This is a genomic window from Pedobacter sp., assembly GCF_041645105.1.
Lineage (GTDB): Bacteria > Bacteroidota > Bacteroidia > Sphingobacteriales > Sphingobacteriaceae > Pedobacter.
The window spans coordinates 245,079-259,206 of the sequence record NZ_JBAZQQ010000001.1 but is presented as its reverse complement, the minus strand read 5'-3'; the positions used below and the strand labels follow the sequence as shown (position 1 = coordinate 259,206).

Sequence of the window (14,128 nt, the reverse complement as noted above, 5' to 3'; positions counted from 1 at the left end):
TAAGATGAAAAGAAATTTTAACATATATATCATGCTATGCATGTTTGGGCTGATGACAGTAACGGGTTGCAAGAAGTTTCTTGATAAACAGCCTGATGACATGAAAACTGATGCCATGATCTGGAATTCACGTAAAGAAACAGAAGCATTTTTATATAATGTATATGCTTCTATACCTGCTGCAAATCTTTATCAGGATGATCCGTGGTTAGGTTTAGCAGATGAAATAGATTTAAGTTGGAATGTATATAACACTTATAATATTAATCTTGGAAACTGGAATACTGGTTCAGGTTTTTACAATAAATGGGCAACGTACTATAAAGCAATTCGTGCATCTTTTGTATTTGAAAATAATGTAGATAAAAATCCAGAGCTAAGTAATGCCTTAAAAACACAGTATAAAGCTGAAGTTAAATTTTTACGTGGATATTTCTACTGGTTATTACTCAGACAATATGGGCCTATTGCAATTATAAAAAGCGAGCTACCTTCAAATACTGATTTTGGAGCGATTCCAAGGACGCCATATGATGAATGTGTAAGTTACATCGTGCAGATGATGGACGAAGCAGAACAAGGCTTGCCTTTAGATTGGCAAAATGATAAGCAATGGTTAGGTAAGCCCAATAAAATTGTTTGTAAAGCCGTAAAGGGAATTGTTTTGACTATGGCTGCAAGTCCGCAATGGAATGGGAATGTCGATTATGCTAATTTTAAAAATCATGACGGCACTCCTTTAACTAGCACCACATACGACGAGAATAAATGGAGAAAGGCAGCAGAAGCTAGTTATGCAGTGATTCAGCTCGCTGAAAATAATCCAGTCGCAAACTTGAAACTATATAGGAACGATGAAAATGGTGATGGTATTTTTAATCCCCTGAAATCCGTTAGAGATGTTAAGTTAAAGAAATGGAATTGTGAGGTTATTTGGGGGCGAGCAGGCTATTATGCGTCAGGTTGGGAAATTCATACTTCTCCAGGACCAAATAACCTGGGGGGTGTAGGTCCAACTCAAAGAGTCGTGGATGCTTTCCTTATGAAGAATGGACGTTCGATTGATGATCCACTGTCAGGATACGTAGAGGAAGGTTTCACCACTACTGGTGGCGATAATTGGAATCCTAAAAACAGGAATATTACGACAGAGCGTGTAGCCATGATTGATGATATCCGTAGTGGAGACGCATGGGGTCATTGGGCTGGAGAGTGGAATATGTATGCAAATCGTGAGCCCAGGTTCTATGCCAATATACTTTATAACAAAAGAATCATTCCTCAGTTACCAAGCGATATCGATAAACGTGATTACTATAGTACTGGAACTCAAAAGAATGGTTATGGCAGAGCAGAGTTGTATTTTGGCGGAGCATCCAGATCGTCCGGTTCTTACACCTTTTATTCCCGTACAGGATATTTATGCTTAAAAGATGTCGATTATTTAAGTAATCTCAGAGATAGAGTACATGTTTCGAACCCAAGGGTTGAGATATTTATCCGCTATGCCAGTGTCTTATTAGATTATATAGAAGCCTTGAATGAATATAATCCTGGTCACCCTGATATTGAAAAATATTGGGATAAAATCCGATCACGCGCAGGTGTACCGAATATTTTTAGCGTATACCCGGAAATCAGGGGAAATAAAGAGGAACAAAGAGAGCATATTTTAACTGAACGTCAAATAGAACTTGCATTTGAATGCGACCGTTATTTTACCTCTAGAAGAAGATGGAGAGCACATGCAACCGACAATGGAGATCCTTTGAGAAAATGGGGTGATGGGGGCAAAATGTGGGGTATGGATGTAAATGCTGGCGCAGTTGCGACCAATAATTTTACCTATACTGGTTTTTACAAACGCACCGCATTTGAAGAAAGAGTCTTCCCAATGAAGTTTAATCTGTTCCCAATCCTCCAAACTGAAATTGATAAAAACCCTGCTTTGGTTCAGAATCCAGGGTGGTAATTAATCTTAAATAGACATGATTATGTTAAAAAAATATAGATTTTTAAGTACAATATTGTTTTTAGGGCTATTAACGGTATCTTCTTGTGAGAAGGGTATAGACGCCATTAAAATAGAGGGTACAGTATATATTCCCAACTCGGGACTGAGTACACAAACCGCGCTCCTTGGGGAGTCCGTTTTCAAATTGGGCGTTTATAGGGCAGGAGTAAATCAAGAGAATAGTGTGACTGTTAATCTGGAGGTCGATCAAAATGCCTTTGCGGATTTTCAAACCACTAATCCAGGATATGAAATTTTACCAGCCATTAATTATCGCATTCCCTCAGGAACTGTTGTAATCGGTAAAGGAAATGAAAGGGAAGATTTAAATATTCACCTGACAAATATCACTGAAAATACTTTTGTGGGTAAAAAATATGTTTTACCTATTAGTATTAAAAGTGTAAATCCTGATACGAAAATCAATGAAGGGAAAAAAATAGCTTTTCTTTATTTTTCTAGATTTCGCAATGCTTATGAGGCAAAATATAAAGCTTACGGAACGGTAACAAGTGATGGAGTCTCGGTTGTAAAAATAGATGAAGTACAGAGCCCTACATCAATTTCCGCAAATGTACTTGAGGTAGCCGGACCTTTAAGTGGAATGAAGTTGCGTTTGACAATTTTAAATAATAAGGTTCAGGTAACTGGTGCTCCTGGTTCAGAGGCATATGCTATTCAGAATGATTTATCAAGGGGCGAAAGTGCCTATTCAGGTCAATTTGATCCTGTTTATCAGACATATAAGGGTAGTTTTAAGTTGTTTTACACTTATGTGGTAAGCGGCAAAGTGCAACTAGCGACTGTTGATTTAACATTTACTTTATAAAACCTAATTATATGAATAAGTATATTTCATTTCGAATCATGACGTTAGTTATGTTGCTTGTCTACTCATGTAAAAAGGATGAGAATAAAGGAGATTTCAGCGCTTCCTCAAATTCTTTATATGTTACATTTGCAGATGGGACTGGGTTCTTTAATCCTGAAAGAGCTACTCCTTACGGAGATACAATTAAGTTTGTTTTTTCCACACACTTTCCTGCAGAATCGAACAATCCAATTGATATCAGCAGTATGAAAATTAAGGCAAATGCACCTACTACGGTAAGGGTAATTTCTAATGGTTCCGATCAAGCAGACTTAACGAAGCCCACAGAGATTATCATACGCTCGGCTGATGGTACTGAACGAAAACACATTTTAGTTGGAGAGATCAGGAAGAGCAGTGATGCGGTAATCAATTCTTTTGCATTGCCAGCAGCTAACCTTACAGGATTTTTGGTTGAATCTCAAAAGATTGTTGGGCTTGTATCGGGTGGGGCGAGTTTAACAGGGTTGGTTCCTGTGATTAATATTACCCCACATGCAACCATCTCTCCAGCTGTAAACGTAGCACAGGACTTTAGTAAACCTGTTACTTATACTGTAACTGCTGAAAGCGGTAAGGTTGTCCAGTATGTAGTAAAACCTATTACTCCTGAAAAAGTAGCTTCAGGAATCCGTCCTGGAAGTCAGAAGCTGTTGTGGACAAAATCGCTTGCCGAGCTTGGGATAAATGGTATTGATAATTTCACTACGTCTATTGCTATAACTGACAATTATCTTGCAGTAAATACGCGTGCGGCTGCAAATAAGTATCTTGATCGTTATACAGGAGCTCTTGTAGGAACAATGGTTCCCACGCCTGTGCTTAGTACACAATTCCCGAACTTCTTTGCAACCAGCGATGAAGCAGGGCATGTTCTGGTTTCAAATCTGGTAAATGGATTACCGAATACTTTATATGTTTATAAATATAATGACGTAACTGATCAGTCCCCTGTTAAATTTATTGAATGGACTTCAACGACTTATCTGGCTGGGCGAAAAGTATCTGTAAAAGGAGATTTGAGTAAGAATGCATTGATTTTTATGGGTTCTGCAAATTCAAACAATACCATACTAAGATGGCAGGTCGTAAATGGGCTATTATTATCACAAACCCCAACTACAATTACATATGGCGGAACAAAAATATGGACTTTGATGGCAGATGCGATATCTACAGGGACGAATCTTACGGATAATATATTTGTAGCCGGACAAACCAGTGATCTTGCATATATGAACGGTGCGACGGGCCAACCTATAAGTACAGTAGATCTTGCTGCATCTGGTATCGTGACTACTCATAGTCTGGATTATACGGAATTTAATAATGCACGATACCTGGCCGCTGTAAATGTCAGTTCAAATATAGCTGGTAATGCATTCTTATATAATGTCACTGATCCATTATTGCTTTCTACAGCTCCTGCAAGCGCCAGCTATAATAATATCTGCGTGTTCAAATCGCCTGTTCTTGCCAATGTGGCAAATGGAAATTTTACTGGAGATGTAGCACTGAAGGTATCCAAAGATGGATATAAAATGATCCTTTATGTAATGATTACGAACGGGAGCATAGCAGCTTATGAATTTGACTGCATTGACCTAAATAGCATTAAATAAAATAGAAACACACAGAGTACCCTACATCTGCTAATGTCCTTCTCTTAAGGGCATGGCAGATGTTAATAATTACACATAAAACACATACAAATGAGGCGATTATTAATTATTATTTACATTTTATGCCTGACAACTACTGCATGGGCACAGGAATCTGGTAAAGGCCAATACGGGAAAACCAATATTGCCGATCTGGTTTTAATTTACCAGGGAGGAACCCATCGTCCTATGGAATGGACTAAAGAGCAATTTCTTCCATATATTATCCATGAAGATAGTAAAGGAAAGAAAAACTGGCTTTATGATGGATTTCTTTTTTTAGAATTCAAAGATGGTAAAGGGCGTGTTTATGCACCAGGTTACGACAAGTTAAATGCTCGTAAAACTGAATGGGAATGGCTATTGGACCGTAACTTCGAAAAGAACAAGGCATTTTACGCTTTAAACGAAGCCATTCAGGAGCAAAAACCGAAAATGAAAAAGCTGGTGTTTAAGCATAAGCTTGTGGTTGGTATTCCATCACCTATCTTCAATCAAAAAGACTGGGGACAGGTAGACGGAAAGGATATGGATTTTTCGAAACATGAGGATCGAATTACTGCAGGTAAATGGTATATTGATAGATTCCTGGAACGTTATAAAGCTGCGGGATATAATAATTTGAAATTGGAAGGCTTTTACTGGGTGGATGAGGATGTGAACGGTTGTGCCGAGATCCTGGAGCCCTTGGGTGACTATATCCGATCTAAAGGTCTAAGATTCTATTGGATACCTTATTGGAATGCAAAAGGATTTGATCAATGGAGAAAGTTTAAGTTTGATTTTGCATGGCTTCAACCTAATCATTTTTTCAATAAGAAGATTCCAGATAGTCGTATTGATCAGGCTTGTGATCTGGCTAAAAAATTAGGTATGGGGGTAGAGATGGAGTTTGATTCTCATGGTCTAAATGCTTCTAAGGAACAGAAAAGTGGACGATTAAAGGCATATATAGAAGCTTTCAAAAGAAATGGAGCCTTTGAAGAGTCTCCAATCGCATATTATGAAGGAGGAAATGGAATGTACCTGTTTTCAAAGTCTAAAGATCCAAAAGATAAGGTGCTGATGGATGAGCTCGCTGCTGAAATCATTAAGCGTAAAAGCAAAAGCTTTATGAAAAAAATAAGCAAAGGGGACAAGTAGTATTATAAAACTTAATTCTTCTCATTATCTTAGTAAACACACAAAAAAAAATGAAATATGAAAACAGTAAAGTTTCTAAGGTATAAGAGTTTGATTATTGTTGCAGCGCTACTACTTCTGTCTTTTTCCAGAAGTACTGCACAAAAAGTAACTAAACAACCCCTGGTTTTTATTCAAATGACAGACACTCAGTTTGGATTTTTTGAAAATGATCAGAAGTTTGCCAAAGAAACTGAAAACTTTGAAAAAGCCGTGGCCGCAGCAAATCAGCTGCGCCCGGCTTTTGTAATTATAACTGGGGACCTTGTAAACCTGATGGGAGATCCGGCTCAGATTGCAGAGTATAAAAGAATTGCTGCAAAACTAAACCCATCCATTAGATTGTACAGCCTTCCGGGAAATCATGATGTAGCTAACAAACCTACACCAGAAATATTAGCTGCCTATCGTAAAGAGTTTGGAGCTGATTATTATACTTTCAAAAAAGGTGACCTTTTTGCTATTGTAGTCAATTCAGGTCTTATCTCCGACGCGTCAGGCGCAACAGAAGAGAGTGAAAAACAGTACAAATGGTTGGAGTCGTCATTTAAAAAAGCTAAAAAATCCGGGTGTAAATCTATCGTTGTATTTCAGCACCATCCTTTCTTTCTTGAAAATCCAGATGAGAAAGATCAGTATTTTAATATCCCAACTCCAATTAGAAAGAAATACCTGAACCTTTACAAAGAAAATGGCGTGAGCCATATTTTTGCAGGACACCTTCATAGAAACTCTTTCGGTAAAGATGGCGAAATGGAAATGGTTACTACTGGACCTGTAGGCAGACCACTAGGCAAAGACCCTTCTGGCTTGAGAATCGTAACTGTGATAGACGGTAAGATCCAACACACTTATTATGGCTTGGATCAGATCCCTAAAAGCATAAATAAGTAACTCTTCCTTATTCTATAGTTAAAAAAGCATCTTTTGATACAATAGAACCCAGTGCTGTAGATATGTTGTTGGTTAAGGCAAGTGTAATTTCTCTATCCTTCGACTTTTTCAACAATAAATCTACTGCTTTGGCATCTAGTTTTATGGTTAATTTTGATAGCTTATCATCTTGTGACTGATCTAATATTACGTTCCCTAATACCTCTCCCACTTTTGGTGCGTTATTCCATGTGATGGTTGTTTTGCTCCATGTATTTTCAGGTACTGCCTGTACATTTAAGCTAAACTTTAAATCTGGTTGTTCCGCATTTTTGTAAACCTTTATAGAAATGTTTAAATCAACCGAGTTTAAAGACTTTATGTCTTGCGGAATTTTAAACTTCAAAAATCCAGTTCTCGACCAATGGGTATTGGTGATAGAGCGCGCTACTAAAATCATATCTGGTTTTGTTGTGCCAAATGTTTCATCAGCTGTGTTTCCTCCCTGTATAAAAACTACTTCGGTCGGTTTAATTTTCCCACCTTGTGCATGGATAGAGGTAATGGCTAGGAAGCTTAATAAAAGGGTAGTTAAAATTTGTTTTTTCATAACATTTTTATTTTTGGTTTAATTGATTCAGGTTTAAATAGCACTTACCAAACTTATGTATTTCAATATAAGACTGTAGGGGGCTCCTGTGCTTATGTAGGGGGAGATTCAGTTCTTTAAGAATATTGTCGTATTTATTGAGTAAATTCTCTTGCTGTCATATTACCCCCCTATATTTGAACTGATTCTCCCCTAGCTGTATGTAGATTAAATGCAATATTTGAATCCTGTAGGAATAAAAACCCAAAACAAAACCAAGTATGAGCCGTTTACTTTATCTTATTTTATTGATCTGCTTTCAGTCTGCAAGCACCTATGCACAAATGCAAACCGATATCTGTGAGGGTACAGTCCCCCGTGATTGGCGTAGTATTAATGGGAACATAAACCTTAGTGATACACATTTTAAAATAGGTAAGCAGAGTATAAAATGGGAATGGACAGCGGGTAGTAAAAGCATAGTCAAAATAGAGAACGACGCTTTTAAAGCAGTTGCACAAAATCCTCGAAGTACATTTGTAGTTTGGGTATACAATGAAGTTCCAATTAATGATAAATTGGTATTCACATTTGGTAATGCAAACCAGACTGCCTGCAGCTTTGAATTCAATTTAAATTTTAAAGGATGGAGAACAGCATGGGTGATGTACCATAGAGATATGCTAGGTAAACCTGCAGTTGCAATGAATAGCATGCAAATACAAGCACCTGCATCAGTAAAAAAGGGGACACTCTTTATAGATCAACTGATGTATGATGTAACGATCAATCCACGTTCGCCTATGCGGGATGAGCAAATGCCTTTTATCAATCCAGAAGCGGATAAAGCAGCAAATGCACATTGGAATTCTCTATATGCCTTTAGTCGTACACCACATTTTCTTAAACTTCCATCAATGCTTAACAAAAATGATCTTGCCGATATGGCAAAGATTAACAAGCGTTATCAGGAAATTGTAGCTCCTTCAAAAAAGGAGTTAACTGAAAATAAATTAAAAGAGATTGAAACTGAATTTTCCTGGTGGAATATTGTGAGAAAAGGCAATCAGATTATTGGAAGACCTGTGTATTCTATGAATGACATAGAGTTGGTGTCTTTAAGTCCGCCGGCAAACGTTAAAGAGTTAAACCAGTTATCGGGCGTAAAGCGATATACCCAATTCATGCTACAGTTGGCACAAGCATACCATTCCTCATCAGATCAGAATACAAAACTCAAACTCGAAACTATGTTTAATGATCTGCTTGATCATTTCGAAGATCAGGGTTGGACTTATGGCAGTGGTATGGGTGCATTACATCATCATGGCTATAATCTGCAAGGTTATTATACTTCATGCTTGTTAATGAAAGAAAACATTAAAAAGGAAGGCAAGCTGGAACGAACTTTTAAAAGTATGGCCTGGCTTAGTGGCCTGGGCAGAACACTTCAACTGCCAGATCAACTACCATCATCTAATATTGATGTATTCAATACCCTGCTTGGAAGTATGCTTTCTGCGGTATTAATCATGGACGATACGCCTGAAAAGCTCCGTTATCTTCAGACTTACTCAAAATGGTTATCTAAAAATATAGCTCCCGATCATACCATAGAAGGTGCCTTTAAACCTGATGGTGCAGTATTTCACCATGCCAATCTTTATCCGGCTTATGGCATAGGAGGATTTACAGGTGTTGCCCCAATTTTGTACACACTTAGTAGTACAGGATTAAGTGTTGAAAAGGAATCGCATAAAAGTTTTCGGAATAGTCTGATGATGATGTATCAATATACTAATCCCTACAAGTGGCCAATAAGTGTTTCCGGTCGACATCCAACTGGGACATGGCGCATCCCTGATAGTCCATTCGCATATATGGCAATGGCGGGTACACCAGATGGAAGTTCAAAGATAGATACTACAATGGCTGGTATCTATTTGAAGCTGAATGATGGCAAAACAAACAAGTGGACTAATAGATTTAAATCTATGAAGATTGTACCTGCAGGCTATATAAGTGGACATTGGAATATGAACTATGGATTGTTTGATATCCACCGTCGTCAGGATTGGTTGCTTACTGTACGTGGACACAATCGTTACTTTATAAGTAATGAATCCTATCCTGGAGCCAATATGTACGGAAGATACCTGGCTTATGGGCATCTTGAGGTGCTTTTTCCCGAAACAAAGACAGATAATGGCAGTAACTTTAAAGATGAAGGATGGGATTGGAATAGTATTCCGGGGACAACAACCCTTCACCAACCTTTAGAGAAGTTAAGAGCGAGCATTATCAATGCGGATGACTTTAGTGGGATAGAAGAAATGCTAATATCTGATGAACGCTTTGCAGGTGGGACAACATTGGATAAGCAAGGGTTGTTTGCTATGAAAATACATGGACACGATAAGTATGATATGGGAAGCTTCAGAGCAACAAAATCATGGTTTATGTTTGATAGCCTTATAGTATGCTTAGGTTCAGATATTAATAATACTATCAAGGAATATTCTACCGAAACAACCCTTTTTCAAAATTATTTAAAGGCTTCAGCTGATGCATTGAACCTTAATGGGCAAACTATAAATCAATTCCCATTTGTTGCGAATGGAACAGCCGGAAAACCAATAACAATTATTGACAACCGCAATATAGGTTACTATATACCTGATGGGAATAAAGTTTCGCTGACAAAATCGACACAAACATCCCGCGATCAGAAAGACCAGAAAAACACTACAGGTAATTTTGCTAAATTGATATTTCAACACGGTAAAGCGCCAGTAAATCAAGAATATGAATATGCGATGCTGATAAAGACAGATCAGAAAAGTATGGAACATACTGCAGCAGTAATGAAAAGCAAAAAACCATTGTATAAGGTTTTAGAAAAGGACAGCATAGCTCATATTGTATGGTATGGTGCAGATCAGATTACTGCATTGGCCGTTTTTGGTAGCCATGTTAAAACTGTAGATTCTCTGCTGTTGGATAATAGCAGACCTTGTTTATTGATGTATAAAAAGGAAAAGCAAATGCTTAAATTATCTGTTACAGATCCTGATCTTGCCTTTTATGAAGGACCGGATGATAGTCCTTTAACAGCTGATGGCAAAAGGAAAGAAGTAAGTATTTATTCGCGCAATTGGTATAGGTCGCCCGCAAAGCCTTCCGTTGTTAAACTATTGATAAAAGGTAATTGGAGTGTTAAAATAGAAAATTCTAATACTCAAAAGAATGGTGTAATTACTGAATTGCAATCAGATGGGAATACACTTGTTAGTGTGCCTTGTGCAGATGGGTTGACATCAAAATTTGAATTGGTTAAAGGAAAATAAAAGGATTAAAATAGAATGAAGAAAATAATAATTGCAGCATTGCTCATTGCTTGTATTGTGGATCCGATTTTTGCACAGCATAAAATTTCAGATAAACCAAATGTGATCGTCATCGTTAGTGATGATGCCGGATATATGGATTTTGGGTGCTACGGTGGCACTCAAATCCCAACGCCAAATATTGATGCTATTGCTAAACAGGGTGTACGTTTTACAGATGCTTATGTCTCTGCATCGGTATGTGCTCCCTCAAGAGCTGGCTTGTTAACCGGACGTTATCAGCAACGTTTTGGTTTTGAACATAACACTTCTAATTTGGTTGCTTCGGGATATAAATTATCAGATGTAGGCATGGATCCTGCAGAACAAACTATCGGTAACGAAATGCAGGCCAATGGCTATAAAACAATAGCAATAGGCAAATGGCATCAGGGCGAAGAGAAGAAACACTTTCCTTTAAACCGGGGATTTGATGAGTTTTATGGTTTTATAGGAGGTCACAGAGATTTCTTTGCTTATAAAAATAAGCCATCCAATGAACTCGCATTGTACAATAATAATGAGATTGTTCCAGAAAGTAAGGTCACTTATCTGACAGATATGTTAACAGATAAAGCAACAGATTTTATAAAGGAAAATAGTAAAAGGCCATTCTTTATGTACCTTTCTTATAATGCAGTACATACACCAATGAATGCAAAAAAGGATCTGATGGATCGTTTCACAAGTATCGCAGATCCGGGAAGACGTGCTTATGCAGCAATGATGACATCATTAGATGATGGTGTAGGAAAAGTAATGGAAACGTTAAAACAGCAAAATCTTGACAAAAATACACTGATTATTTTCATCAATGACAATGGTGGAGCTACTGTAAACTCTTCAGATAACGGCCCGCTACGTGGGATGAAAGGATCCAAATGGGAAGGTGGTATAAGGGTAGCCATGATGATGCGTTGGCCGGGACATATTGCTCCAAATAAAACTTATAATAAACCGGTAAGTTCATTGGATATATTGCCTACCTCTATAGCGGCAGGTAATGGTAAACAAAAAGGGACAAAAAAGCTAGATGGTATAAATCTGGTTCCTTACGTTAACGGGAAAAATAAAAAGGTACCGCATGAAGCGCTTTATTGGAGGAGAGGAGTCGCTGCTGCGATGAGAGAAGGTAATTGGAAACTGATCAAAGTTAAAGAGAATGTTTTACTGTTCGATCTTTCTAAAGACTTATCTGAAACCATAAACCTTGCAGTTAAACATTCTGGAAAGACAAAAGAAATGCTGGTTAAGCTTGCGCATTGGGAAAAAGGACTGGATACCCCACATTGGACAAGTTCCTATGGAGATAAAAACCAAATCATGAAGCACCGTATGGAAACGACAGGTCGTGAAATGGAAAGAATGTATCCGTAGTTATAAAAGTGTTTAAATAAAATTGTATCAATAAGACTGGCAGTCTACAAATAAATCAAATGAAGAAACTAACCTTAACTTTTATACTTTTATGCTCAGTATTGACTTACCATTCTGTAAAAGCTCAAACAGGAAATACCAATGATGTGATCATGGCGCGGATAGTGGCCGACCTCAAGTCGCCACTGCGGTTTATAGATCGAGCCGCAGAAAAGAGTTTTGTAAAGTTACAGGATGATGGTAGCTGGAAGGATATTGACTATACTGCCAATACAATTACAAAATGGCAACCAGGAGATCATTTGCTAAGAGTACAGCAACTTATACAAGCTTATATCGAGAAGAAAAGTCGGTATTATGGCGATGAAAAAGTATTTACAGGGATTTCTAAAGCCTTAGAGTTCTGGTATAGTGCAGACCCTAAAAGTAGTAATTGGTGGCACAATGAAATAGCTACACCTCAAGCTTTAGGCGAACTGCTTATTATGATGCATTCTGGAAGCAAGAAGCTAGATGCTGCACTTCAGGCCAGATTAATAGAAAGGATGAAACGCGGTGATGTCGAAGCTAAGACAGGGGCCAATAAAACGGACATCGCTTTGCACTATTTCTATCGTGCATTATTAACCAATGATAAGGCTTTGCTAGATAAATCTGTGGAGGAACTTTTTTACCCCGTGCAGCTTGTTTACCAAAAGGAAGGTCTGCAGTATGATTATGCATACTTACAGCATGGTCCGCAGTTGCAGATTTCAAGCTATGGAGCTGTATTTATAACAGGTGTTTTAAAACTGGCCAATTATGTTAGAGATACGCCTTATGCGATCAGTACGCAAAAACTGGAGTTGTTTTCAAAATACTACAGAGAGAGCTTTCTAAAAGCAATCAGAGGTAGTTATATGGATTTCAATGTAGAGGGACGTGGGATAAGCAGGCCAAATATTTTAAGAAAGAATGGAGAGAAAACTCGTTTGGATGTCGCTAAAATAATAGACCCTGCACATGCAGATGATTGGAATGCAGCTATAGCCAGAACGGATAGTACACAAAGTCCGGATTATAAAATTGCTCCATACCATAAACAGTTTTGGACAGGCGATTACACACTTCATTTACGACCTTCTTATTCCTTTAATGTACGAATGGTAAGTACAAGAACCAAAAGAAGTGAAGCGGGTAACAAAGAGAACTTGATAGGAAGATACTTATCTGATGGTGCAACAAACATACAGCTTCGGGGTCCGGAGTATTATAATATTATGCCAATCTGGGAATGGGATAAGATTCCTGGTGTAACCAGTAGAGATTATGCTGTCGACAGACCCTTAACTAAATTCTGGGGTGAAGATGGGCATAACACTTTTGCTGGTGGAGTTTCCGACGGTTTGTATGGAGCCAGTGCTTATGTTTTAAATTATGATAGTCTTGAAGCAAAGAAATCATGGTTCTTTTTTGATCATGAAATTGTATGTCTTGGTGCAGGGATCAAAAGTAATACAGTTCAGAATATTACAACTACAGTTAATCAAAGCTGGTTAAATGGACCAGTATCGAATTCAGCAAATGAGACTCAAATTGGAAAGGGTAAAACACTTGAAATTAATGAAAAAGGACAGGCCTGGTTGCAGCATGATGGGATTGGTTATTACTTCCCACAAGGAGGAAACATTAGTTTAAGTACACAAAGACAAATAGGAAACTGGTATCAGATTAATAATTCATATTCAAAAGATGAAGTTTCTGGAGATGTATTTAAACTGTGGATTAACCATGGGGCTAAACCCGAGGGAGAAAAATATGCTTACGTTGTGTTACCAGGGGTAAAATCCGGATCGGAAATCAAGAAATACAACCCCGCAACTATACAAATTCTTGCTAATACAGCAAACCTACAAGCTACTTTTCATGAGTCATTAGATATACTTCAAGCAGTTTTTTATCAAGCGGGAACAGTAGTTTTACCAACCATGGAAGTTAAAGCAGATAAGGCTTGTATATTAATGGTGAAAAATATTAAAGGAAAAACCGTGGTTTCAGTAGCAGATCCGCTGCAAAAAGAGAAAACAATGACCATACGTATTAAGCATACAAAAACGGGGAAGGAAGTCCCATTTGTTTTTAACCTTCCACAAAATGAGTTAGCTGGTTCAACTATAAGCTTATAAACGATTCATG

General features: G+C 37.8%; 9 protein-coding genes. 8 read left to right on the top strand and 1 reads right to left on the bottom strand.

From position 1 onward, the window contains the following. Positions 1–4 precede the first annotated feature (4 nt). From WC623_RS01055 to WC623_RS01035, 5 genes are all read left to right on the top strand, one after another. Entirely contained in the window at positions 5–1,972 is a 1,968-nt protein-coding gene (locus WC623_RS01055) for a RagB/SusD family nutrient uptake outer membrane protein (protein WP_372847681.1), read from the top strand. A gap of 22 nt (positions 1,973–1,994) precedes the next feature. Further along, positions 1,995–2,843, top strand: coding sequence for a DUF1735 domain-containing protein (locus WC623_RS01050; RefSeq protein ID WP_372847680.1), 849 nt, complete (start codon positions 1,995–1,997; stop codon positions 2,841–2,843). Between the two features lie 11 nt (positions 2,844–2,854). Continuing rightward, positions 2,855–4,507, top strand: coding sequence for a DUF5018 domain-containing protein (locus WC623_RS01045; protein WP_372847679.1), 1,653 nt, complete (start codon positions 2,855–2,857; stop codon positions 4,505–4,507). A gap of 90 nt (positions 4,508–4,597) precedes the next feature. Next, the gene (locus WC623_RS01040) at positions 4,598–5,689 is read left to right on the top strand and encodes a DUF4855 domain-containing protein (RefSeq protein ID WP_372847678.1); all 1,092 of its coding nucleotides are present in this window, start codon (positions 4,598–4,600) and stop codon (positions 5,687–5,689) included. Between the two features lie 57 nt (positions 5,690–5,746). Then, positions 5,747–6,622 carry a metallophosphoesterase gene (locus WC623_RS01035; protein WP_372847677.1) on the top strand — a complete coding sequence of 292 codons (876 nt, stop codon included), beginning with the start codon at positions 5,747–5,749 and terminating at the stop codon, positions 6,620–6,622. Positions 6,623–6,629: 7 nt separating this feature from the next. On the opposite strand, the gene WC623_RS01030 is transcribed toward WC623_RS01035, so the two are convergent. Then, a complete protein-coding gene (locus WC623_RS01030; protein WP_372847676.1) occupies positions 6,630–7,211 on the bottom strand; it encodes a hypothetical protein in 582 nt (193 codons plus the stop codon). 260 nt (positions 7,212–7,471) lie between these two features. Here WC623_RS01030 and WC623_RS01025 point away from each other — a divergent pair, with 260 nt between their 5' ends. Genes WC623_RS01025 through cslA form a run of 3 tightly spaced genes read left to right on the top strand, consistent with a single transcriptional unit; the run spans position 7,472 to position 14,118 of the window. After that, positions 7,472–10,537 (top strand): chondroitinase family polysaccharide lyase, encoded by a 3,066-nt coding sequence (locus tag WC623_RS01025; RefSeq protein WP_372847675.1) that lies wholly within the window; start codon positions 7,472–7,474, stop codon positions 10,535–10,537. 15 nt (positions 10,538–10,552) lie between these two features. Continuing rightward, the gene (locus tag WC623_RS01020; protein ID WP_372847674.1) at positions 10,553–11,953 is read left to right on the top strand and encodes a sulfatase; all 1,401 of its coding nucleotides are present in this window, start codon (positions 10,553–10,555) and stop codon (positions 11,951–11,953) included. A gap of 59 nt (positions 11,954–12,012) precedes the next feature. Next, positions 12,013–14,118: a chondroitinase-AC gene (gene cslA / locus WC623_RS01015; protein ID WP_372847673.1), complete on the top strand. Its 2,106-nt coding sequence runs from the start codon at positions 12,013–12,015 to the stop codon at positions 14,116–14,118. Positions 14,119–14,128 lie beyond the last annotated feature (10 nt).